The sequence below is a fragment of the Streptomyces sp. LARHCF249 genome (genome assembly GCF_052871255.1).
Map to the genome: position 1 here is coordinate 108,712 of NZ_JBIXJQ010000011.1, position 22,248 is coordinate 130,959.

18 protein-coding genes are annotated in these 22,248 nt (G+C 71.6%); 12 read left to right on the top strand and 6 right to left on the bottom strand.

Going from position 1 to position 22,248, the window contains the following annotated elements; translation table 11 throughout:
- Positions 1–25: 25 nt before the first annotated feature.
- Positions 26–829 (top strand): exodeoxyribonuclease III, encoded by an 804-nt coding sequence (locus tag ACIPUC_RS28645; RefSeq protein ID WP_446593205.1) that lies wholly within the window; start codon positions 26–28, stop codon positions 827–829.
- Here ACIPUC_RS28645 and ACIPUC_RS28650 read toward each other — a convergent pair.
- Entirely contained in the window at positions 811–1,470 is a 660-nt protein-coding gene (locus tag ACIPUC_RS28650; RefSeq protein WP_446593207.1) for a MerR family transcriptional regulator, read from the bottom strand. The two genes, ACIPUC_RS28645 and ACIPUC_RS28650, sit on opposite strands and share 19 nt — an antisense overlap.
- Before the next feature lie 198 nt (positions 1,471–1,668).
- Between ACIPUC_RS28650 and ACIPUC_RS28655 the strand changes: the two genes are divergently transcribed.
- The 4 genes from ACIPUC_RS28655 (at position 1,669) to ACIPUC_RS28670 (ending at position 5,351) form a co-directional block, all read left to right on the top strand.
- Entirely contained in the window at positions 1,669–3,192 is a 1,524-nt protein-coding gene (locus ACIPUC_RS28655) for a flavin-containing monooxygenase (protein ID WP_446593383.1), read from the top strand.
- Positions 3,189–4,124 carry an alpha/beta fold hydrolase gene (locus tag ACIPUC_RS28660; RefSeq protein ID WP_446593208.1) on the top strand — a complete coding sequence of 312 codons (936 nt, stop codon included), beginning with the start codon at positions 3,189–3,191 and terminating at the stop codon, positions 4,122–4,124. Before ACIPUC_RS28655 ends, ACIPUC_RS28660 begins: the two co-directional genes overlap by 4 nt.
- Positions 4,121–5,005, top strand: a complete 885-nt coding sequence (locus ACIPUC_RS28665; RefSeq protein ID WP_446593209.1) for an SDR family oxidoreductase — start codon at positions 4,121–4,123, stop codon at positions 5,003–5,005. Before ACIPUC_RS28660 ends, ACIPUC_RS28665 begins: the two co-directional genes overlap by 4 nt.
- A gap of 76 nt (positions 5,006–5,081) precedes the next feature.
- On the top strand, positions 5,082–5,351 hold the full coding sequence (locus ACIPUC_RS28670) for a hypothetical protein (RefSeq protein ID WP_446593211.1): 270 nt from the start codon (positions 5,082–5,084) through the stop codon (positions 5,349–5,351).
- A 95-nt stretch (positions 5,352–5,446) separates the two neighbouring features.
- Here the strand turns inward: ACIPUC_RS28670 and ACIPUC_RS28675 are convergent, their stop codons facing one another.
- A complete protein-coding gene (locus ACIPUC_RS28675) occupies positions 5,447–8,707 on the bottom strand; it encodes a S41 family peptidase (RefSeq protein WP_446593213.1) in 3,261 nt (1,086 codons plus the stop codon).
- Positions 8,708–8,876: 169 nt separating this feature from the next.
- On the opposite strand from ACIPUC_RS28675, the gene ACIPUC_RS28680 reads away from it, so the two are divergent.
- Positions 8,877–9,467, top strand: a complete 591-nt coding sequence (locus ACIPUC_RS28680) for a TetR/AcrR family transcriptional regulator (protein WP_446593214.1) — start codon at positions 8,877–8,879, stop codon at positions 9,465–9,467.
- Between the two features lie 131 nt (positions 9,468–9,598).
- Positions 9,599–11,815 (top strand): MMPL family transporter, encoded by a 2,217-nt coding sequence (locus ACIPUC_RS28685; protein ID WP_446593215.1) that lies wholly within the window; start codon positions 9,599–9,601, stop codon positions 11,813–11,815.
- Positions 11,816–11,921: 106 nt separating this feature from the next.
- Here ACIPUC_RS28685 and ACIPUC_RS28690 read toward each other — a convergent pair whose 3' ends face one another.
- Positions 11,922–12,317 carry an SsgA family sporulation/cell division regulator gene (locus ACIPUC_RS28690; RefSeq protein WP_446593216.1) on the bottom strand — a complete coding sequence of 132 codons (396 nt, stop codon included), beginning with the start codon at positions 12,315–12,317 and terminating at the stop codon, positions 11,922–11,924.
- 166 nt (positions 12,318–12,483) lie between these two features.
- Here ACIPUC_RS28690 and ACIPUC_RS28695 point away from each other — a divergent pair, with 166 nt between their 5' ends.
- The 4 genes from ACIPUC_RS28695 to ACIPUC_RS28710 are packed head-to-tail and all read left to right on the top strand — an operon-like array spanning position 12,484 to position 16,246.
- Positions 12,484–13,539 carry an energy-coupling factor ABC transporter permease gene (locus ACIPUC_RS28695; protein WP_446593218.1) on the top strand — a complete coding sequence of 352 codons (1,056 nt, stop codon included), beginning with the start codon at positions 12,484–12,486 and terminating at the stop codon, positions 13,537–13,539.
- Position 13,540: 1 nt separating this feature from the next.
- Positions 13,541–14,302, top strand: coding sequence for a cobalt ECF transporter T component CbiQ (gene cbiQ, locus ACIPUC_RS28700; protein ID WP_446593219.1), 762 nt, complete (start codon positions 13,541–13,543; stop codon positions 14,300–14,302).
- A complete protein-coding gene (locus ACIPUC_RS28705; RefSeq protein WP_446593221.1) occupies positions 14,290–15,048 on the top strand; it encodes an energy-coupling factor ABC transporter ATP-binding protein in 759 nt (252 codons plus the stop codon). Before cbiQ ends, ACIPUC_RS28705 begins: the two co-directional genes overlap by 13 nt.
- Positions 15,049–15,070: 22 nt before the next feature.
- On the top strand, positions 15,071–16,246 hold the full coding sequence (locus ACIPUC_RS28710; protein WP_446593385.1) for a serine hydrolase domain-containing protein: 1,176 nt from the start codon (positions 15,071–15,073) through the stop codon (positions 16,244–16,246).
- On the opposite strand, the gene ACIPUC_RS28715 is transcribed toward ACIPUC_RS28710, so the two are convergent.
- Positions 16,243–16,719: a YbaK/EbsC family protein gene (locus ACIPUC_RS28715; protein WP_446593222.1), complete on the bottom strand. Its 477-nt coding sequence runs from the start codon at positions 16,717–16,719 to the stop codon at positions 16,243–16,245. The two genes, ACIPUC_RS28710 and ACIPUC_RS28715, sit on opposite strands and share 4 nt — an antisense overlap.
- A 113-nt stretch (positions 16,720–16,832) precedes the next feature.
- Positions 16,833–19,553, bottom strand: a complete 2,721-nt coding sequence (locus ACIPUC_RS28720; RefSeq protein WP_446593223.1) for an ATP/GTP-binding protein — start codon at positions 19,551–19,553, stop codon at positions 16,833–16,835.
- A gap of 120 nt (positions 19,554–19,673) precedes the next feature.
- Here ACIPUC_RS28720 and ACIPUC_RS28725 point away from each other — a divergent pair, with 120 nt between their 5' ends.
- Complete coding sequence (locus tag ACIPUC_RS28725; RefSeq protein ID WP_446593225.1) at positions 19,674–20,387, top strand: 2OG-Fe dioxygenase family protein; 714 nt, start codon at positions 19,674–19,676, stop codon at positions 20,385–20,387.
- Between the two features lie 103 nt (positions 20,388–20,490).
- On the opposite strand, the gene ACIPUC_RS28730 is transcribed toward ACIPUC_RS28725, so the two are convergent.
- Positions 20,491–22,134, bottom strand: a complete 1,644-nt coding sequence (locus ACIPUC_RS28730) for a penicillin-binding transpeptidase domain-containing protein (RefSeq protein WP_446593226.1) — start codon at positions 22,132–22,134, stop codon at positions 20,491–20,493.
- Positions 22,135–22,248: the final 114 nt, after the last annotated feature.

Genomic DNA, 22,248 nt, shown 5'->3' on the forward strand with positions numbered 1-22,248 from the left:
GGAAGCCTGCCGCTATGGTGCAGGGATGCTCACTGTGACCTCCGTGAATGTGAATGGGATCCGCGCTGCCGCCAAGAAGGGCTTCGGGGCGTGGCTCGAGGGATCCGACGCCGACGTGGTGTGCCTTCAGGAGGTACGGGCCGAGGAGGGGCAGATCCCGGACGAGGTGCGCAGCCCCGGGGGCTGGCACACCGTGTTCGCGCCGGCCGCCGCCAAGGGGCGGGCCGGGGTCGCGCTCTACACCCGGCGCGCGCCCGAGCGCGTGCAGGTGGGGTTCGGGAGTGACGAGTTCGACACCAGCGGGCGGTACCTCGAGGTCGACCTGCCCGGCGTGACCGTCGCCAGCCTCTACCTGCCGTCCGGTGAGGCCGGGACGGAGCGGCAGGAGGAGAAGTACCGCTTCATGGCGGAGTTCCACACCTACCTCCGGGCGGTGCGGACGCGGGCCGCAGCGGACGGCCGCGAGGTCGTGGTCTGCGGCGACTGGAACATCTGCCACCGGGAAGCCGACCTCAAGAACTGGAAGACGAACCGCAAGAACGCCGGCTTCCTGCCCGAGGAGCGGGAGTGGCTCGGGAAGGTCTACGACGAGGCCGGGTACGTGGACGTCGTGCGCGAGCTGCACCCCGACACCGAGGGCCCGTACTCGTGGTGGTCCTACCGCGGGCGGGCCTTCGACAACGACGCGGGCTGGCGCATCGACCTCCAGGTCGCCACCCCGGGCCTGGCGGCGAAGGCCGTGAAGGCGTTCGTGGAGCGGGCCGAGACGCACCCGGAGCGCTGGTCCGACCACGCGCCGGTGACGGTCGTCTACGAGCTCGGCGTGTGACCCGAGCCGGATGCCAGCAGGCGGTCCATCGCCATCGTCAGTTCGGCTTCGACCACGCTCTTGGCCAGGGGGCGCAGGCGGGGGAGGGCGTCCTGGGGAAGGTGGGCCGAGATCAGCTCGGTGAACAGGGCCGCCATCGCGTCCGCGTGCTCGCGGACGCGGCGGCCCGTCTCCAGGACGGCCGCCAGGGGTACGCCCTCGCGCACCAGGGCCGAGGAGACGTCCAGCAGGCGGCGGCTGACGTGCACGATCTCGTCGCCGTCGGTGGCGAGGTAGCCGAGGGCGAGCGAGGCGGCCAGGTTCTCCGGGGTGACCTCGCCCTCGAAGTAGTCGGCCAGCGCCTCGGGGGTCAGCCGGACCGGGGTCTCCTGCGACCAGCCGATGCCGAGCAGCTCGCCGAGCTGGCTGACGTCGCGGCCGTTTTCGAAGGCGGCGGTCAGCTCCGCGATCCCGCCGAGCGTGTGGCCGCGCTCCAGCAGGGCGGCGATGGTGCGCAGCCTGGCCAGGTGGTGGTCGTCGTACCAGGCGATGCGGCCCTCGCGGCGCGGCGGCGGGAGCAGTTTGCGCTCGCGGTAGAAGCGCAGGGTGCGGACCGGGATGCCGGCCGCCTCGGCCAGTTCCTCCGTACGGTATTCGCGCACTGTCGCCCCTGCTTCCCTCTCCACCACGGCCGAAGCCTATGGCGTACTGGCGGTAACTTTCCCGGCGCGACCCCTACCCATGAGTACGGGGCTCCTCTACCCTCCCGATTGTGCCAGTGATTGCTGGCAGCGTTTCGGATGGCGGATGTGGACGGGAAGGCGGCGGGCATGGGCGGCGAGGACATCACGAGCGGCGACATGACACCACGTGAACACGTGCGCGTGGCGGTGATCGGGTCCGGATTCGGCGGGCTCGGCGCGGCCGTACGGCTGCGGCGCGAGGGGATCACGGACTTCGCCGTGCTCGAGCGCGCCGACTCGGTCGGCGGTACCTGGCGCGACAACAGCTATCCGGGGTGCGCGTGCGACGTCCCCTCGCACCTGTACTCCTTCTCCTTCGCACCCAACCCGGACTGGCCCCGGACCTTCTCCGGGCAGCCGGCCATCCGCGCGTACCTGGAGCACGTCGCCGACACCTTCGGACTGCGCCCGCACATCCGGCTGGGCCACGAGGTCCTGATGATGCGCTGGGACGCGGACGAGCTGCGCTGGGAGATCGAGACCTCGGCCGGAACGCTCACCGCCGACGTCGTGGTCTCGGCGACCGGTCCGCTGTCCGACCCGAAGGTGCCGGAGGTCCCCGGGCTCGCCGGGTTCCCCGGCAAGGTCTTCCACTCCGCGCGCTGGGACCACGACTACGACCTCACCGGCAAGCGCGTCGCCATGATCGGTACGGGCGCTTCCGCCATCCAGATCGTGCCCGCCATCGCTCCCGGCGTGGAGCGGCTGACGCTCTTCCAGCGGACCCCGCCGTGGGTGATGCCGCGCACCGACCGGGCCATCACCGCCGTGGAGCGCTGGCTGCACCGCCAGCTGCCCTTCACCCGGGCGGCGCGCCGCGGGCTGCTGTGGGGCATCCGGGAACTGCAGGTCAGCGCCTTCACCAAGCGGCCGAACCAGCTCGGGCTCATCGAATCGCTGGCCAAGGCCAACATGGCCCGCTCGATCAAGGACCCGGCGCTGCGCGCCAAGCTGACGCCCTCCTACCGGATCGGCTGCAAGCGGATCCTGCTCTCCAGCGAGTACTACCCGGCGCTGGCGCGGCCCAACGTGGACCTGGTCGCCTCCGGGCTGAAGGAGATCCGCGGCTCGGTCCTGGTCGCCGCCGACGGGACGGAGACCGAGGCCGACGCGATCGTCTTCGGCACCGGCTTCCACGTCACGGACATGCCGATCGCCGATCGGGTGGTGGGCGCGGAGGGCAGGACCCTCGCGGAGGAGTGGAAGGACGGGATGCAGTCGCTGCGCGGGGCCACCGCGGCCGGCTTCCCCAACTGGATGACGATCATCGGCCCGAACACCGGGCTCGGCAACAGCTCGATGATCCTGATGATCGAGTCGCAGCTCACCTACATGGCCGACTACCTGCGCCAGCTCGGCATGCTGGGCGGGAAGGTCGCGCTGGCCGCGCGGCCCTCGGCCGTGAACAAGTGGAACCGGCAGGTCCAGGCCCGGATGGAGCGGACGGTGTGGAACACCGGCGGCTGCACCAGCTGGTACCTCGACGCCCAGGGGCGCAACACCACCGTCTGGCCCGGCACCACGGGCGAGTTCCGGAAGGAGACGCGGACCGTGGACCTCGCCGAGTACGAGGTCGTACGGCTCCGCGAGCGGATCCCGGCGAACGCCGGCGGGACGGAAGAGGCGGAGGGCGCCGCGTGAGCCGGCTGACGCACGTCACCGCGGGGCCCTACGCCCCGCCCGCCGCACGGCGCGAGCTCGTCGCCGAATCCGCCGACGGGGCCCGGCTGCACGTCGAGGTCCACGGGGACGAGGGCGCGCCGACCGTGGTGCTGGCGCACGGCTGGACCTGCTCCACCGCCTTCTGGGCCGCGCAGCTGCGGGACCTGTCCAAGGACCACCGGGTCATCGCCTACGACCAGCGCGGCCACGGCCGCAGCCCCGCCGCCCGGACCCACAGCACCACCGCCCTCGCCGACGACCTGGTCGCCGTGTTCAAGGCCGCCCTGGCTCCCGGGGAGCGGGCGGTCGTCGCGGGGCACTCCATGGGCGGCATGACCATCATGGCGGCCGCCGCCCGGCCGGAGTTCGCCGAGCACGCCGCGGCCGCGCTGCTGTGCAGCACCGGCAGCGCGCGGCTGGTCGAGGAGGCGCGGGTCCTGCCGCTGCGTCCCGGACCGGCGCGGACCCGTATCACCGCCGCCGTCCTCGGCTCCCGGGCCCCGCTCGGCCCGGTCACGCCCGCCGCCAGGAAGATCCTCAAGTACGCCACCATGGGCGCCGGTTCGGCGCCCGAGAAGGTCGAGGCGTGCGCCCGTATCGTGCACGCCTGCCCCACCAGGGTCCGCCGCGCCTGGTCCGAGGTGCTGGCCGGGCTGGACCTGGACGCCGACGTGGCCCGGCTGACCGTGCCCACCGCCGTCATCGGCGGCAAGGACGACCGGCTCACGCCCGTCGTGCACGCACGGGGACTCGCGGCCGCACTGCCGAACTGCGTGAGCCTCACCGAGCTCACCGGCATGGGGCACATGACCCCGATCGAGGCCCCGGAGGCCGTCACCAACGCCGTGCGCGAGCTGGCCTCGCAGTTCTTGGATCAGCACGGCCTCGACCAGAAGGAGAAGTCGCTGTGAGCGCTCGCAGGAGTCTGGAAGGCCAGGTCGCCGTCGTCACCGGCGCCGCCCGCGGGGTCGGCGAGCTCCTCGCCCGCAAACTCTCCGCGCGCGGCGCGAAGATCGCGCTCGTCGGCCTGGAGCCGGAGGCCCTCAAGGAGGTCTCCGAGCGGCTGCGCACCGACAGCGGCCACTGGTACGCCGACGTCACCGACCACGAGGCCATGGCCCGGGTCGCGCAGGAGGTCAAGCAGCGCTTCGGCAAGGTCGACATCGTCGTAGCCAACGCGGGCGTGGCCTCCGGCGGGCCGTTCGCCGACTCCGACCCCGACGCCTGGCGCCGGGTCATCGAGGTCAACCTCATCGGCGGGGCCGTCACCGCCCGCGCCTTCCTGCCGGTCCTGACCGAGAGCCGCGGCTACTTCCTCCAGATCGCCTCGCTCGCCGCGATCACCCCGGCGCCGATGATGACCGCCTACTGCGCCTCCAAGTCCGGCGTCGAGGCCTTCGCCCACTGCCTGCGCGCCGAAGTCGGCCACAAGGACGTCAAGGTCGGCGTCGGCTACCTCTCCTGGACCGACACCGACATGGTGCGCGGGGCCGACCAGGACGAGGTCATGCGGGAACTGCGCCAGCGCCTGCCGTGGCCCTCGAACCGCACGTACCCGCTGGGCCCGGCCGTCGACCGGATCGTCGCGGGCATCGAGCGGCGCTCGGCGCACGTGTACGCGCAGTGGTGGCTGCGCGGCATGCAGGGCACCCGCGGCTACCTGCCCGGCATCATCGCGACGGTCGGCAAGCGTGAGATGAAGCGGTTCGAGCCGCGGCTGGCCGGTGTGTCCAAGGGGCTCGTCGGGGCCGGCGGGGCGGCGGACGAGCGGGAGCGCACGCAGAGTAACTGATCGAAATGCGTGCTTTGTCCGCCCGTGCCAGTCTGGTCGAGGCCCCACCACCAACACCCCTCATGGAGTGAAGCACATGGGTATCAAGGACCAGTTCAACGAAAAGGCGCAGGAGCTCAAGGGCAAGGCCTCGCAGGCAGCGAAGGGCGTTCGGGACGAGGCGTCCGAGCGCACCCAGCAGCTCAGGGAGAAGAAGCAGCCGCAGCAGCCGCAGACCAAGCAGCCGCAGCAGCCCCAGGCCAAGCAGCCGCAGCAGCCCCAGGCCAGGCAGCCGCAGCAGCCGCAGCCCAAGCGGCCGCCGGCCGACAGGGCCCGCGACGAGCTCGACGAGAACTGGGACGCCTGACCCGATCGAGCCGAAGGGGCGCGACCATCCGGTCGCGCCCCTTCCGCATGCCCCGTCCTGTCCGCATGCCCCGTCCTGCCTGCGGCCTCCGCTGCCTACGGCCTCGGCGGCAGCTTCGGGCGCCGCAGGTCCGGTACGTCGGTGTAGCCGGGCGGCACCGCGGCCGGGTCCTGCTCCAGCAGTTCCAGCGCCAGGTGCACGGCGTCGTCCAGCTGCGCGTGCCGCCCCTCCGCCCAGTCGAGCGGGGTGCGCAGGACCGCGACGTCCGGTTCCACCCCGTGGTTCTCCACCGACCAGCCGTATTCCGGGAACCAGGCGGCGTTCATCGGCACCGTGATCACCGTGCCGTCGCCGAGGGTGTGCCGGCCGGTCATCCCGACCACCCCGCCCCAGGTGCGCTGGCCCACCACCGGGCCCAGCCCGAGCAGTTTGATGGCCGCGGTGATCATGTCCCCGTCCGAGGAGGTCGCCTCGTCGGCGAGCGCGACGATCGGACCGCGGGGCGCGTTGGAGGCGTACGAGACGGGCTGGGCGCCCCGCGTGAGGTCCCAGCCGAGGATGGAGCGGGTCAGCTTCTCCACCACCAGCTCGCTGATGTGCCCGCCCGCGTTGCCGCGTACGTCCACGATCAGCGCGGGCCGGGACATCTCCATCCGCAGGTCGCGGTTGAACTGGGCCCAGCCCGAGCCGCCCATGTCGGGGATGTGCAGGTAGCCGCACCGGCCGCCGCTGAGCTCGCGGACCACCGCGCGCCGCTTCGACACCCAGTCGTGGTAGCGCAGCGGCCGTTCGTCGATCAGCGGTACGACGGCCACCCGGCGGGAGCGGCCCTCGCCCTCCGCGGGCTCGAAGGTGAGCTCGACGGTGGTGCCCCCGGCCCCCGACAGCAGCGGGTAGGGGCCGGTCACCGGGTCCACCGGGCGCCCGTCCACATGCGTGAGCACGGCGCCCTCCCGGATGCCGGTGCCTGCCAGCGGGGAACGGGCCTTGGAGTCGGAGGACTCGCCGGGCAGGATCCGGCTGAGCACCCACGCCCCGTCCCGCGGCACGAAGTTGGCGCCGAGCAGCCCGATCGCCCGCTGGTAGTGCGGGGGGCCCTCGTTGCGGCGGGAGGCGGCGACGTACGCGTGGGAGGTGCCGAGTTCGCCGAGGACCTCGCGCAGCAGGTCGCCGAACTCGTCGGGCGAGGCGACGCGTTCGACCAGGGGGCGGTACTGGCGCAGCACGCCGTCCCAGTCGATGCCGCACATCTTCGGCTCCCAGAAGTACGCGCGGATGATCCGCCCGGCCTCCTCGAAGGCCTGGCGCCACTCGGCCGCCGGGTCCACCTCGTGCAGGATGCGCCGCAGGTCCAGATAGACGGTCGAGTCGCTGTCGCCCGACTCGGTGGCCGGGACCGCCCGCAGGTCGCCGTCGTCGTTGATCACGAGCCGGGTGCCGTCGCCGCTGACCGCGAACCAGTCCAGCCCCGAGGCCAGTTCGGTCTTGCGTGCCTTGGTGAGGTCGAAGTGCTCCAGCGTCGGCTTGCCGCTGATGTCGGCCGGGTTGGCGAAGGTCTCGCCGAGCGCGCCCGAGATCGGCCAGCGCAGCCACACCAGTCCGCCGCCGTGCACCGGGTAGAGGGCCGAGTACTTGGACGCGGTCACCGGGAAGGGCGTGACCCGGCTCTCCAGGCCCTCCACCTCCACGGTCACCGCGCCGTCGCCTTCCGGCTCCCCTTCGGCGGGATCGAGTCCGCCCGCCGCCGGGCGCCCCTCGGCGGACAGGGCGAACGGCGAGGGGGTCGCGGAGGAGAGCGGTACCAGGTAGGGGCGGCAGCCCAGCGGGAAGGACAGGTCGCCGGTGTGCACGTCGTACACCGGGTCGAAACCGCGCCACGAGAGGAAGGCCAGGTAGCGGCCGTCCCGGGTGAAGACCGGATTCTCGTCCTCGAAGCGGCCGTTGGTGACGTCCACGACGGTCCGCGCGCCCGGTCCGGAGATCCGGGCCATCTTGATCTGCCGCAGCGACCGCCCGATGCCCGGGTGCGACCAGGTCAGCCAGGCCCCGTCGGGCGAGAAGGCCAGGTCGGTGACGGGCCCGTTGATGGACCGGATCAGCTCGGTGACCTCGCCGTTGGACTCCTCCGTCGCGTCGATCAGGAGCAGCCGCCCGTCGTTGGAGGCGATGGCGAGCCGCTCCCCGTCCGGGTCCGAGAGGAGCTCGGTCACGCGCCCCAGCTCGCCGGAGGCCAGCCGGCGCGGCTCCCGGTCCCCGGACGCCCGCGGCAGGTAGGCGATCTCGACGGCGTCCTCGCCCTCGGCGTCGGTCACGTACGCGACCTGCCCGCCGCTGCCGAGCATCTCGGGCAGCCGCACCCGTACGCCCGGGGTGTCGGCGATGGTCCGGGCCGGGCCGTCGCGGTGGGTCAGCCAGTACAGGCTGCCGCGTACGACGACCGCGCTGGCCCGGCCGGTGGCGTCGACGGACAGCGAGTCGACGTGGCTGGCGGCCGGTACCTGGTAGGAGCGGCGGCCCGCGCGCGGCCCGCCGAGCCGGACGTCGAGCCGGCGCGGGAGGGCGTCGGGCGCCAGGGACTCCACGAGCCAGATCTCCCCGGCGCACTGGTAGACGATCCGGGTGCCGTCGCTGGAGGCGTGCCGGGCGTAGAACTCCTCGTGGTCGGTGTGCCGGCGCAGGTCGGTGCCGTCGGCAAGGCAGGAGTAGAGGTTGCCGATGCCCTCGTGGTCGGAGAGGAAGGCGATCCGGCCGCCGACGAACATCGGGGAGTCGAGGTGGCCCTCGATGTCCTCCAGCAGCTGCCGGCCGTGCAGCCACAGCCGGCCGGTGGCGCCGCCGCGGTAGCGCTTCCAGGCGGCGGGCTCGTGCGGAGGCTTGCCGGTCAGCAGCAGGGTGCGGTGCTCGCCGTCGATGTCGGCGACCTGGATGTCGGAGCAGGGGCCCCAGGGGAGGCGGCCGCCGGGGCTGCCGTCCGTGGGCAGCTTGTAGGCCCAGGCGAAGTACGAGAACGGCTGGCCGTGCGAGGAGACCGCCAGGACGTTGCCGTCCGGGTCCCAGCCGCAGACCCGGGTGTCGGTGGAGCCCCAGTGGCTGAGCTGGCGGGCCGGGCCGCCGTCGACGGGGGCGAGGTGGATTTCGGGATCGAGGCTGCGCCAGGTGGTGAAGGCGATGTGCCGGCCGTCGGGGGAGAAGCGCGGGTGGCTGACCCGGGTGCGGTCCACGGTGATCCGCCAGGCGCGGCCGACCGGAGCTCCAGGGGGAACCAAGGGCGCCACCCAAAGATCGTCCTCGGTGGCGAAGCACAGGAGGTCGTCGTGCAGGTGCGGGAAGCGGAGGTACGCGACGTCGTGACTCACCCCCCAATGCTTTCCGCGCCAGGGGGGCCCGGCAACTCGTACAGGTGATCCATGCCACTCCCCGAAGCGAAACGGAACGGTTTCGTTTCGCTGGACCCCGGGGTATCGTCGTACACGTACGGAACACATTCGTTTCGATAAGAGGCGCGTTCGGACGGGAGGCACGGAGATGACCGAGGCGATGGCAGCCCGGCGCAGCCGGATCACCCCCGAGCGGGAAGCCGAACTCCACGGAGCGGTCCTGGACCTGCTCCGCGAAGTGGGGTACGAGGCGCTGACCATGGACGCGGTCGCCGCCCGCACCAAGTCCAGCAAGGCCACCCTCTACCGCCAGTGGGGGAGCAAGCCCGAGCTGGTCGCCAAGGCCCTGCGATGCACGCAGCCCGTCTCGCTGCGGGAGATCGACACGGGCAGCCTGCGCACGGACTTCGCGCGCATGGTCGAATGCTCCGACGACGCGCAGATGGCCAAGGACACCGCGCTGATGCGGGGTCTGGCCCATGCCGTCCACGAGAGCCCGGAGCTCCACAAGGCCCTGCGGGACCTGCTGGTCGATCCCGAGATCAACGGCCTTCAGGCGATGCTCCAGCGTGCGGTGGACCGGGGCGAGATCAGCCCGGACTGCCCGGCACTGGACTTCGTACCGCACATGCTCATCGGGGCGTTCATCGCGCTTCCGCTGATCGAGGACCGCCCGGTGGACCGGGACTTCCTCGGCCACTTCATCGACGCCGTGGTCTTCCCCGCCCTCGGCGTCTGAACTCCCCGCCCAGCCCCGTCCCCGCTGTACCTCCTGCTGTTCCTGACACGCCGCTCTCGTCGTCGGGCCGGCTTTCCATGCCCTGATCCGCACCGGATCCATCCCACGACCCGAACGGGAGAACCACCGACGTGGCCACCTTCCTCTACCGCCTCGGCCGGGGCGCCTTCCGGCGCCGCGGCCTTGTCGCCCTCATCTGGGTGGCGCTGCTGTTCGCCGCCGGATTCGGCGCGGCATCGGCGTCCGCACCCACCTCAGGCTCCTTCTCGATACCCGGCACGGAGGCCCAGAAGGCCTTCGACGTGCTGGACCAGAAGTTCCCCGGAATGGCCGCCGACGGCGCCACCGCCCGGATCGTCATCAAGGCCCCGGCCGGGGCCAAGGTCACCGACCCGGAGCCCAAGGCCCAGGTCGAGAAGATCGTCCAGGACCTGAAGTCCGGTCCGGGCAAGGACCAGATCTCCTCGGTCGCCGACCCGTACCAGAGCCAGGCCGTGAGCCAGGACGGCTCCACCGCCTACATCAGCACCAAGTACAAGGTCAGCGGCATGGAGCTGACCGACGCCACCCGCGACGCGCTGAAGGAGTCCGGCAAGGACGCCCAGGCGAAGGGCCTCACCGTCGAGATCGGCGGCGACGCGCTGATGGCGGCCCCCGAGACCGGCTCCGGTGAGATCATCGGCATCGCGGTCGCCGCGATCGTCCTCGTCATCACCTTCGGCTCGCTGATCGCGGCCGGGCTGCCGCTGCTGACCGCGCTGATCGGCGTGGGCATCGGCGTGTCCTCCATCACCGCGCTCGCCAACGTGCTGGACCTCGGCAACACCACCTCCACCCTCGCGATGATGATCGGCCTCGCGGTCGGCATCGACTACGCCCTCTTCATCGTCTCCCGCTACCGCGCGGAGCTCGCCGAGGGCCGCGAGCGCGACGAGGCCGCCGGCCGGGCCGCCGGAACCGCCGGTTCCGCCGTCGTCTTCGCCGGTCTGACCGTGGTCATCGCGCTGGTGGGCCTGGCCGTCGTCAACATCCCGATGCTGACCAAGATGGGCTTCGCGGCCGCCGGAACCGTGGTCATCGCGGTGCTGGTCGCCCTCACGCTGGTCCCCGCCATCCTGGGCTTCGCGGGCAAGAAGGTCCTGCCGGCGGGCGAGAAGAGCAAGCTGTTCGGCAAGGGCACGCGCAACCCTTCTGGTGCCGGCCACGAGAAGAAGGCCAACGGCGGCACCCGCTGGGCCCGCTTCGTCCTGCGCCGCCCGGTCATGGTCCTGCTGGCCGGTGTGATCGGCCTCGGCGTCATCGCCATCCCGGCGAGCAAGCTGGAGATGGGCCTGCCGGACGACGGCGCCCAGCCGGTCTCCACCACCCAGCGCCAGGCGTACGACATGCTGTCCGACGGCTTCGGCCCGGGCTTCAACGGCCCGCTGATGGTGGTCGTGGACGGCGACAAGGCGCTCGCCGACCGGACCGTGGACCGGATCAAGGGCCTGGAGGGCGTGGCCGCGGTCATGCCGCCGATGCCCAACGAGGCCGGCGACGCCTCGATGATCACCGTCATCCCGAAGGACCGCCCGTCCTCCACGCAGACGGAGGACCTGGTCCACACGATCCGCGACGGCAGCGGGGACGACGTCATGGTCACCGGCGCCACCGCGATGAACATCGACTTCTCGCAGAAGATGAACGACGCGCTGCTGCCCTACCTGGCGCTCGTGGTCGGCCTCGCCTTCCTGCTGCTGATGCTGGTGTTCCGCTCGATCCTGGTCCCGCTCAAGGCGGCCCTCGGCTTCCTGCTCTCGGTGGTCGCCGCCCTCGGCGCGGTCGTCGCGGTCTTCCAGTGGGGCTGGCTCGGCTCGCTCTTCGGGGTGGAGCAGACCGGTCCGATCATGTCGATGATGCCGATCTTCATGGTGGGCGTGGTCTTCGGCCTGGCCATGGACTACGAGGTCTTCCTCGTCACCCGCATGCGGGAGGCGTACGTCCACGGCGAGCGCCCGGGCCAGGCCGTGGTGACCGGCTTCCAGTACAGCGCGCGGGTGGTCGTGGCCGCCGCCGTCATCATGATCGCGGTGTTCGCGGGCTTCATCGGAGCCAGCGAGCAGATGGTCAAGATGATCGGCTTCGGTCTGGCCGTCGCCGTCTTCTTCGACGCCTTCGTGGTCCGGATGGCCATCGTCCCGGCGGTGCTGGCGCTGCTCGGGCACAAGGCCTGGTGGCTGCCGCGCTGGCTGGACCGGCTGATGCCGAACGTGGACGTGGAGGGCGAGAGCCTGCGCCGGCACCTCAAGGACGCGGCCGGTGACGGCTCGGAGGGCCCGGACAAGGACCGCGAGCTGGTCAACGCCTGACCCCGCCCCGTACCGCTGCGGCTTTCCGTACGGCTTTCCGTACGGCCGGCACCCCGGCCCCGTACCGTCTGATCACCAGGCGGTACGGGGCCGGGGTGCGTTGCGCCTAACGGGTGGCGGGGGAGTACGTACGGCGCAGGAAGCGGCGCAGGGCCGCGATGTCGAACTGGACCACGGCAACGCCGTCGGGGGAGTGGAACTCCACGACGGCCTGGACGCGGCCGCAGGGCCAGACGCGTACGTCCCCGGTTCCGGTCGGGGCCTGGAGGCCCGCCTCGAGGAGGGCGCGGGGGAAGACCCACTCGTTGTCGGTGCCCTCGGGGGACAGGTCCGCGGGGAAGACGATCCGCACGGCCAGCGGCTCGGACGCGGCGAAGCGCAGGGCCACCGGAACCTTCCGGTAGAGCGGGTCGTCGCTGATCACGCGCGCGGTGACGCGCTCCTCGACGGCGATCGCGGTCGCGGTGGCGGTCGCGGGGGGATTCTCGGCGGTGGCTGACACGACAAGACTCCTCTATTCGGAACATACGCGTCCGTTTATCCTCAAGCCTCGCATACCCACACGAATCCGCACGGATCTTTTTGTGACGGAGACGCTCTTGCCAATCGTTTGCAACTGGGCCCTATTCTTGAACGGTTAAAGACGGTGTGAGGAGCGGAGCCACTCCATGCATGTGCCCGACGGATTCATCAATGCACCCGTATCGGTGGCCGCCGGAGTGGCGGCCGCCGCCGCTGTCGCGGTCAGCCTCCGCGGCGCCCGGCGGGAGCTCGACGAGCGGACCGCGCCCCTGGCCGGCCTCGTCGCCGCCTTCATCTTCGCCGTGCAGATGCTGAACTTCCCCGTCGCGGCCGGCACCAGCGGGCACCTGCTGGGCGGTGCGCTCGCCGCGATACTCGTCGGTCCCTACACGGGTGTGCTGTGCGTGTCGGTGGTCCTGCTGATGCAGGGCATCCTCTTCGCCGACGGCGGCCTGACCGCCCTCGGCGTCAACATCACCGTCATGGGCGTCGTCACCGTCGTCCTCTCCTACGCGGTCTTCCGCGGGCTGCTCAAGGTGCTGCCCGGCACCCGCCGCTCGGTGACCGTCGCCGCCTTCGCCGGAGCCCTGGTCTCCGTGCCCGGCGCGGCCGCAGCCTTCACCGCGCTCTACGCGATCGGCGGCACCACCGACGTCTCCCTCGGCAAGGTGCTCACCGCGATGGTCGGCGTGCACGTGCTCATCGGCATCGGCGAGGCCGCCATCACCGCGGCCACCGTGGGCGCCGTGATCGCCGTACGGCCCGACCTGGTGCACGGCGCGCGCGGCATGGCCGCCCCGCTGAAGCTGCGCGTCGGCGGCGTGCTGGTCGACGCCCCGGCCACCACCCCCGCCCCCGCCCCGGTCGCGGCCCGCTCCACCACCGCGGTGTGGGCCACCGGCCTGGTCACCGCCCTGGCCCTCGCCGGGTTCGTCTCCTTCTACGCCTCCGCCAGCCCCGACGGCCTGGAGAAGGTCGCCGCCGACCAGGGCATCGACGCCAAGGTCGAGGAGCACGCGGCCGCCGGCTCCCCGCTCGCGGACTACGCCGTCAAGGACGTCGCCGACGCCCGCCTCTCCGGCGGCCTCGCCGGCGCCCTCGGCGTCGGGGCGACCGTCGCCGCCGGCACCGGCGTCTTCTGGGTGGTCCGCCGCCGCCGTACGGACCGGCAGGACGCCCCGGCCCAGGCCCCGGCGGTCTGACATGGGTGCGGGCCACGCCCACCGGCTCTACCGGCACGGGCACTCACCGGTGCACGCGCTGCCGCCGCACTGCAAGCTCGCGGCGACCTTCGCCTTCGTGGTGGTCGTGGTCTCCACCCCGCGCGAGGCGATGTGGGCCTTCGGGGCCTACGCCGCCCTGCTCGCCGCCGTCGCGGCCGCCGCCCGGGTACCGGCCGGCTTCCTGCTGAAGCGGCTGCTGATCGAGATCCCGTTCGTGGCCTTCGCCGTGCTGATGCCGTTCGTGGCCGAGGGCGAGCGGGTCGACGTACTGGGCCTGTCGCTCAGCGTCTCCGGACTCTGGGGCGCCTGGAACGTGCTCGCCAAGGGCACCCTCGGCGTCGCCGCCTCCGTACTCCTCGGCTCCACGACGGAGCTGCGGGCGCTGCTGCTGGGCCTCCAGCGGCTGAAGCTGCCGCCGCTGCTGGTACAGATCGCCTCGTTCATGATCCGGTACGGGGACGTGATCACCGGCGAACTGCGGCGGATGTCCATCGCACGGCGCTCGCGCGGGTTCGAGGCGCGCGGGATCCGGCACTGGGGGGTGCTGGCCAAGACGGCGGGCGCGCTGTTCATCCGCTCCTACGAGCGCGGCGAGCGGGTCTACCTGGCGATGGTCAGCCGCGGCTACGCCGGCTCGATGCCGGTGATCGACGAATCCGTGGCCACGCGCGCGCAGTGGGCGTACGCGGCCGCGCTCCCGGTGACGGCGCTCGCCGTCTGTCTGATGGGATGGACCCTGTGACCTCACCTTCGCTGGAAGTCTCCGGACTGGCCTACGCCTACCCCGACGGGCACCAGGCCCTCTTCGGGGTCGACCTCACCGTCGGGCAGGGCGAGCGGGTGGCCCTCCTCGGGCCGAACGGCGCCGGCAAGACCACCCTCGTGCTGCACCTCAACGGCATCCTGGCCGGCGGGATCGGCTCCGTGCGGGTGGCCGGGATGCCGGTGGAGAAGCGCAACCTCGCCGAGATCCGGCGCCGCGTCGGGATCGTCTTCCAGGACCCCGACGACCAGCTCTTCATGCCGACCGTCCGGGAGGACGTGGCCTTCGGCCCGGCCGCGGCCGGGATGCGCGGCGCCGAGCTGGAGGAACGGGTCCGGGACGCGCTGGACCAGGTCGGCATGGCCGGCTTCGCCGACCGGCCCCCGCACCACCTGTCCTTCGGGCAGCGCCGCCGGGTCGCCGTGGCGACCGTCCTGGCCATGAGGCCCGAGATCCTGGTCCTGGACGAGCCCTCCTCCAACCTGGACCCGGCCTCGCGGCGCGAGCTCGCGGACATCCTGCGCTCGCTCGACGTGACGGTGCTGATGGTGACCCACGACCTGCCGTACGCGCTGGAGCTGTGCCCGCGCTCGGTCATCCTGAGCGAGGGCGTGATCGCCGCCGACGGCCGGACCCAGGACCTGCTGTGCGACGAGGAGCTCATGCGGGCCCACCGCCTGGAGCTGCCCTTCGGCTTCGACCCGCGTTCCGTATCGGTGGCATAAGCACCGGTCGGAGGTTGTTGCACTGCGCGTGGACATCCAGGGTGTGGTGACGGAGGGCTTCGAGCCCGTCAGGGACGCGTTCGTACGCAATTTCGAGGTGCTCGGGGACCGGGGCGCGGCCGTGGCCGTGTACCGGGACGGCCGCAAGGTCGTGGACCTGTGGGGCGGCACCAAGGACGCGGACGGCACCGAGCCGCGGTCCCCTTGGACCGCGGACACCGCGCAGATCGTCCGCTCCGCCACCAAGGGCGTGGCCGCCGCCGTCCCCCTGCTGCTGCACCAGCGCGGGCTGCTGGACCTGGACGCGCCGGTGGGTTCGTACTGGCCGGAGTTCAAGGCGGGCGGCAAGGACCGGACCCTGGTCCGCGACCTGCTCGCGCACCGGGCGGGGGTTCCGGCGCTGGAGCGCGGGCTGACCGCGGCCGAGGCCGCGGACGGGGTCACCGGAGCGCACGCGGTCGCCGCGCAGCAGCCGTTCTGGGAGCCCGGCGCCGCGCACGGCTACCACGCGCAGACCTACAGCTGGCTGCTGTCCGAGCTGGTGCTGCGGGCGACCGGGCGCACGGTCGGGGGGATCCTCGCGGAGGAGATCGCCGAGCCGCTGGGTCTGGACTTCTGGATCGGCCTGCCGGAGAGCGAAGTCCACCGGGTGGGGCGGGTGGCTCCGGTCGACCCGCCCGCGAGCGCGGGCATGCTCAGGACCCGGCCGAGGAGAAACGTTTCCGAGGCCTACGCCGACCCGGACTCCCTCACCCGCCGCGCCTTCGCGGCCATCGACCCCCTGCCGGACGAGAACGACCCCGCCTACCGGGCGGCCGAGCTGCCGGCCTCGAACGGCATCGGCACGGCCCGCGCCCTGGCCCGCTTCTACGCGGCCACCATCGGCGTGGTCGAGGACGGCGCCCGGATCTTCACCCCGGCCACCACCGGGCTCGCCGGCAAGGAGCTCTCGGCGGGCCCGGACCGCGTCCTGGTGGTCAACACCCGCTTCGGCCCCGGCTACATGCTGCACGGCCCGGCCTCGCCGCTGCTCTCGCCCGTCTCCTTCGGCCACCCGGGCCGCGGCGGCTCCCTGGCCTTCGCGGACCCGGAGGCCGGCATCGGCTTCGGCTACGTCACCAACGCCCACGCCAAGTCGGTCACCGCCGACCCCCGCGCCCAAGCCCTCGTACGGGCCCTGCGCTCGGCCCTGGCCTAGCCGGCTTCCCGTACGTCGGTCAGGGTGGCGCCCGCGTGCGCGATGAGCTGCCGCGGGTCCATCGGGAACACGGTGTGCGGGGTGCCGGCGGCGGCCCAGACCACGTCGTGGCCGAGCAGCCGCCGGTCGGCGAGCACCCGGGTGCGGGTGCGGTGCCCGAAGGGCGGGACCCCGCCGATGGCGTAGCCCGTCGTCTCGCGGACCACGGCGGCGTCGGCCCGCGTCACCTTCCCGGCGCCCAGCTCCCGGCGTACGGCGTCCACGTCCACCCGCGAGGCCCCGTCCATCAGGACCAGCACCGGGACCCCGTCCGCGGCGAAGACCAGCGACTTGACGATCTGGCTCAGCTCGCAGCCGATCGCGGCGGCCGCGTCGGCCGCGGTACGGGTCCCTTCGGGAAAGGCCCGGACGGTGAGCTCGAGCCCGAGCCCGGCCAGGGCCTCGGCGAACAAGGGGTGCGTGGACGTCGTCATACGGGGACGCTACCGCCGTACGGCACCGGGACGCGAGGCACTTGGTCCAGCGGAAGGGCCTCGTGCGCGGCGACGATCGCACGTACGCCCATGTCAGCCCCTCTGCGAGGTGGCTAGGCCGGCGCGGCCCGGCGGTGTGCGATCGCGTCGAGCCATCGCTGCCGTACGGCGTCGACGCCTCCGATCCAGTCGGCGCGGGGGAGGCCGTCGTCCGGGGCGGCGTCGCCCAGCCAGAAGTCGATGATCTCGCACAGGTAGGCGAACTCCGTTCCGGTGACCCGCTCCCGCACTCCGGCCCGTGCCAGCAGCAGTCCGGCCTCGTCACCGACCACCGCGCAGTGGAAGCCCCGCGCAAATTCGGCGTGTGCGGCGGAGGAGTTGACGCCGTTCTGCTCGCAGTCGGCCACGACGGCCCGGGTGCGGCGCTGTACTTCGGAGGCGTCGCCTGCCGCCGCCAGGATGCCGGCGCAGGCGGAGAACCTCCTGGCCCAACTCACATTGGTCGTCTCCAGGACCCCCCGCGCCGCCGCGAAGCTCTCGGGTAGCACGGTGCCCGCCCGGAAGGCGTGTACGAAGTGCAGTGAAGAGGCCGAGATGGCGATCTCGCCGGGAACCTTCTGCTCGAGCGCCCACCGCAACGATGCGTCGAAGTCTCGGATGGCGTCGTCGAACCTGGCGTGCAGCCACCAGATGTCGCCGAGCATGCGGGGCCAGACACCACCCGGCTCCTGCGCCGCGATGTAGTCCGCCATCTCACCGAAGCGGCCGGTCTGCCGAAGCATGTGAAGGTAGCCGCGCAGTGCGGTCTTGCCGATCCGCCGACCGGAGGACATGAGCGCGTACATGGCCTGCTCGGACTCGTCCGGGCGGCGGAGCTCACGCAGGCACTCGGCGTGGAAGTACTGGAGGAGGTCGCGGAGGTCCCCGTCGAGCAGTCCTGCCGACAGAACCCGCTCGATCGCTTCCGCACTGGCCCGCCGGGGCTGCCGTTGCCGGGCACCGACCGCCGCCAGCCCGCTGGCCAGTGCCTGGGCTGGGGTCGTGGGGATCGCCGGATCGGCGGCATCGACGCCGCTGATGCGTGGGCGGAGCGTGGGCTCCCAGGTCATGTCGTCGACGTACCAGAAGGCTCCTTCGACAAGCCAGCCGAGCGGAAGGCCCTGCTCGTGCGCCAGCAGCATGCCCTGGTTCAGGCAGCTGATGAGGGTGCGCCTGTCGTGCGCGCGCTGCGCCGTTCGCGCCGTGTCGGCGAGCTCGTCGAGCATGCGCTGGGCGGCGTTGCGCCAGTCACGGGTACTCCAGGAGTCGTCCAGTCCCTGATCGGCGTCCCGTACGAGGGAGCGGACCAGCGCGTGCATGTGGAAGGGCCACTGGGCCGCGGAGTCGAACTGGACGAAGGGGCGGTTCGTCAGGCGCAGTGCGGCCGCTTCACTGGTCAGGCCGGCACCTGCCGTGACGATCTCGATGCTGAACCCGTCGAGCATGCTGGCCGCGCGCATGACTTGCCGTTCGTCTCCCCGCAGGTCCCTGAAGAGCCGGGAGACTATCGCGGGGAAACTCGCGTCGAAGTCCTGCGTGGTCGGTGCTGTTGCCCCACGGGAGAGATGGATGAAGCGCATGACGGACAGGTCCAGGTAGAGCGGCAGGCCGTGCGACCGCTCTTTGATCATTTGCCTGATGTCCTCGGGTATGGCGGGGCTCCCGCCTTGGCGCACCCGGTTCAGGAGATAGCGTTCGGAGTCCTCCGGGGAGAGGTTCCCGACCAAGTGCTGGCGGGGTTCCGATGCCTGCCCCTCGGCAATCCCCGGCCAGCTCACCGGGCCCACCCAGTCCAGCTGGTGGACGAGTTGGGGATCGTCCCAGTCGAGCCTGTTCCGGCCTGTGATCACGAACAGCACGTTGGGCATGAGCCAGACCAGCCGCTGCATCAGCCGTTCCACGTCGCGGTGGCGCCGCGTCGCCGCATCCTCGAACGTGTCGATGAACACGACGACTCCCCTCCGCGCCTTGCGCTGCAATTCGTGCAGGTCCCAGGCGAGGAGATGGGGGAAGTAGCTCAGAGTCTCAAGGTCGGCTTCCGCTTCCAGCAGATGGGGAAGCCGGGCGCACCGGGCCAGTGCGCTGCGCTGCCGTGAACGGTCCCGCAACGCAGTGACGATGTCGACGGTGCTGCCGGCCAGGGTACTCAGGCCGGGGATGCCGAGTGAGGAAACGGCCTCCGACAGTGCACCGCGCAACTGCTCGGGGAGTCTGCCGGCATTCGAGGACGTGCGCAGGATGCCGTGCTGCTGGATGTGGTTCTCGATCGGCTGGTTCGGGTGGGCCATCTCCCAATAGCGTGCGAACGCGAGGTCGAAAGCCACCATCGGCTGCCCGGTGGAGCACAGTGACGACCGGACGAGGAGCATGACCGTCTCGAAGTCGAGTCCGTTCTCGCGCGACATGTCGAGCCGCACCGTGTGCAGCCGGTCGCAGTCCACCGTCGACCGGGGCCACTCGGTGGGCGCACCGTCCGTCCCGTTGCACCGGTGCTCGAACTGGCGTGAGAGGGCACTCTTCCCGACACCTCCGACGCCGTAGTAGGCAAGGACATTCCGCCGGGGGCTGGTCAGGTCCTGAGGATCGAAGGAGGAGGCGTCGACCAGGGACAGGTATCGGGCGAGTGCGGTGTCGAAGCTGTGCCGTTCGTCGTGCCGATTGGTGAAGACCTGTACGGCATCCAGGTGGATGGAGTTCGACGAGAACAGCGCGCGTAAGTCCCTGTCGGAAATGATCTCTCCCCCGTCCGGTCCGGTCTCGGTGGACCCGTTACGCAGGCACGATAGCTCCGCCATAAGTCGCTGTGAACTGCGGCGGCCGACAGGCCGATACGGGCATCTTGCGCAGGCCGCTCATGCCTGCCATTCTCTGCGGTCCGGGAGCGGTGGGGGGCTGCGCTGGTGTCTTCTTCGGGTGTGAACGTGAAGGCTGACATTCCGAATGGTGTCCGGTCCGGCGGGTTCATGTTCGTCGACGGAGCCGACTTCCTCCTGGACGACGCATGCGCGCGGGCACTGGACGTGCTGTGCGGCGCCTGGAGTGAGCTGCCTCCGGACCCGTATCTTCCGCGCGGCGCAGCGTACCGACAACGACGCCATGCGCGCTTCTTGCTGCATGATGACGGCGGGATCCAGCAGGACGATGCGGCGGGGTACTTCCAGTCGGTTGAAGCCAATAGATTGGCAGGGGGCGTCGTCCGGTACTTCGCGCCCTTCGAGGAGGAGCAGGCCCGCAATCGTTTCCTACACGGCCTCATGTACCGCAATGCAGCGCTGTTCACGAGCTGCCGGCGCACGCCGCCTGCCAGATGGACGATCAACGTTCACATGATGCGCACCACCGCGTCGCCCGGAACCGTCGGCTTTCCCTCGCCCGAAGGAGTGCACCGGGACGGGTTCGACTTCATCGCCGTACACCACGTCTCCCAGAAGAACATATCCGGCGGCTGTACGGAGATCCGGAGTACGGGCGGGGTACTCCTCACCCGCCGTACTCTCACGCGGCCTTTGGACACCCTGTACGCGGATGACGCTCGCGTCCTCCACGATGTCACGCCCGTCGTGTGGGACGGCCGAGGAGGCAGCGGGCACCGGGACATGCTCCTGATGAGCTACGAAGCCGGCTACTGATCAGCTCGGCCGCTCGTGCCCGACCGCGCGACCGAGGCCGGCGCCCGCACGGCATCCGGCTCAGGCGAGGCGGAAGCCGTGCGGGTGGCGCCGCGGCAAGAGGTCAGCCCGCGTTCAGGACCGAGGCGACGATCGGGCCCGCCGAGTCGCCGCCGTGGCCGCCGGCTTCGACCATGGCCGCCGCGGCCAGGTCGCCGCTGAAGCCCGTGAACCAGCTGTCGGGGCTGCCCGCGCCGTCGACCTCCGCGGAGCCGGTCTTCGCGCCCTTGTCCGAGCCGCCGACCTTGGACATCGCCTCGCGGCCGGTGCCGCTGGTCGCCGTCAGCTTCATCATCGAGACCAGCTGCTGCTGCACCGAGGGCTTCATGCGGCGCTGCGCCGTCGCGATCGCGCGGCCGTCGAGCTCCGGGGAGACCAGCAGCGGCTGGCGGAAGACGCCCGTGCGGGCGGTCGCCGTGATGGACGCGACGTTCAACGGGTTCATGGTGATCTGGCCCTGGCCGATGTACGCGGCGGCCGCCGCCGCGCCCGTCGCCGGCGGGACCTTGCCGTCGGTGGTCGCGACGCCCGTCTTCCAGACCAGCCCGATGCCGAAGACCTCCTTGGCCTCCTTCGGCAGCGCGGCGTCGTCGTCTACGGGCTTGATCTGCTTGATGAACGCGGTGTTGCAGGACCGGGCGAACGAGGTCGCGAAGCTGGTGCCGGCCGGCAGCTCGAAGTTCTTCAGGTTGTGGAACGGCCGGCCGCCCCACGACACCTCCTTCGGGCACTCCGCGGGCTTGTCGGCGGCCACCAGGCCGCGGTCCAGCAGCATCGCCCCCGTCACGATCTTCATCGTGGAGCCGGGCGCCCGGTTGCCCGCCATCGCCGCGTTGTAGCCGTCCTTGCGGTGGTTGGCCACGGCCAGGATGTGCCCGCTGCTCGGCTTGATCGCGACCACCGAGGCTTCGGGGAACTTGGCCACCGCCTGCTCGGCCGCCGCCTGGACCTTCGCGTCCAGGTACGTCTTGAGGACGCTCGGCTCCCCCTCGACCAGGGTCAGCAGGGTCCGCTTCGGCATGCTCGGGACCGCCGGCTCGATCCAGACCTCGGCGCCCGCCTTGCCGCCCGCCTTCGCCCCGTACGTCTCGCGCAGCTCGGCGAGGACGGGCCGCAGGGAGGGGTACTTCTCCGCGGTCAGCTCCTCGCCGTTGCGGTCGACGGCCTTGACCGGCGGGCTCGCCGGGGTGCCCGCGCGCAGCTTCTCGTCCTTCTGCAGCTGCGGGTGGAGCACCGAGGCCTGCCAGTCGACCAGCGGCTTCCCGCTGGTCACCCCGCGCACCACGGTGAGCTGGGACTCGTACGCGAGGGGCTTGGCGGTGCCCTCGTACGTGATCTCCGCCTCGACCTTGAACGGCACGGTGGTGCCGGTCGGCGTGCCCGGCGTGATCACTGCCTTGGACACGTGCGCCTTGGCCTTGTAATCGGCCACGGCGGTCTGCGCGGCCTGCGGGTTGTTCGTCAGATCGGCGGCCGCCCGCTCGTCCCCGGCGGCCCACGCGGCCAGGAAGGCCTTCGCGGTCGCCGCGGTCTCCTTGTCGGTGACGGGGCCGCTGCCCTTCTGCGACTGGACGGCGGTGTCGTTCTTGGAGCCCCCCGTCCCGTCGTCGCCGGAATCCCCGACCAGGGCGTACACCCCGTATCCGGCGCCGCCGACCAACGCGAGGAATACCCCGCCGACGATGGCGCCCTTCGCTGCCCCGTTCACTTCTTTCAGTCCCTCCCCCGGAACCAACCATTCTCTGAACGTGTTCAAAGAACCTGTGGTGCGGACATTACGCTGCGCGACTCTCCTCCCACTCGCTTGTTACCGGACCGGAAC

Bases quoted from the DNA above. Each gene is read 5' to 3' on its own strand.
- ACIPUC_RS28645 (WP_446593205.1), top strand. From the start codon at position 26: ATGCTCACTGTGACCTCCGTGAATGTGAATGGGATCCGCGCTGCCGCC.
- ACIPUC_RS28655 (WP_446593383.1), top strand. From the start codon at position 1,669: ATGACACCACGTGAACACGTGCGCGTGGCGGTGATCGGGTCCGGATTC.
- ACIPUC_RS28670 (WP_446593211.1), top strand. From the start codon at position 5,082: ATGGGTATCAAGGACCAGTTCAACGAAAAGGCGCAGGAGCTCAAGGGC.
- ACIPUC_RS28680 (WP_446593214.1), top strand. From the start codon at position 8,877: ATGACCGAGGCGATGGCAGCCCGGCGCAGCCGGATCACCCCCGAGCGG.
- ACIPUC_RS28695 (WP_446593218.1), top strand. From the start codon at position 12,484: ATGCATGTGCCCGACGGATTCATCAATGCACCCGTATCGGTGGCCGCC.
- cbiQ (WP_446593219.1), top strand. From the start codon at position 13,541: ATGGGTGCGGGCCACGCCCACCGGCTCTACCGGCACGGGCACTCACCG.
- ACIPUC_RS28705 (WP_446593221.1), top strand. From the start codon at position 14,290: ATGGACCCTGTGACCTCACCTTCGCTGGAAGTCTCCGGACTGGCCTAC.
- ACIPUC_RS28715 (WP_446593222.1), bottom strand. From the start codon at position 16,719: ATGACGACGTCCACGCACCCCTTGTTCGCCGAGGCCCTGGCCGGGCTC.
- ACIPUC_RS28720 (WP_446593223.1), bottom strand. From the start codon at position 19,553: ATGGCGGAGCTATCGTGCCTGCGTAACGGGTCCACCGAGACCGGACCG.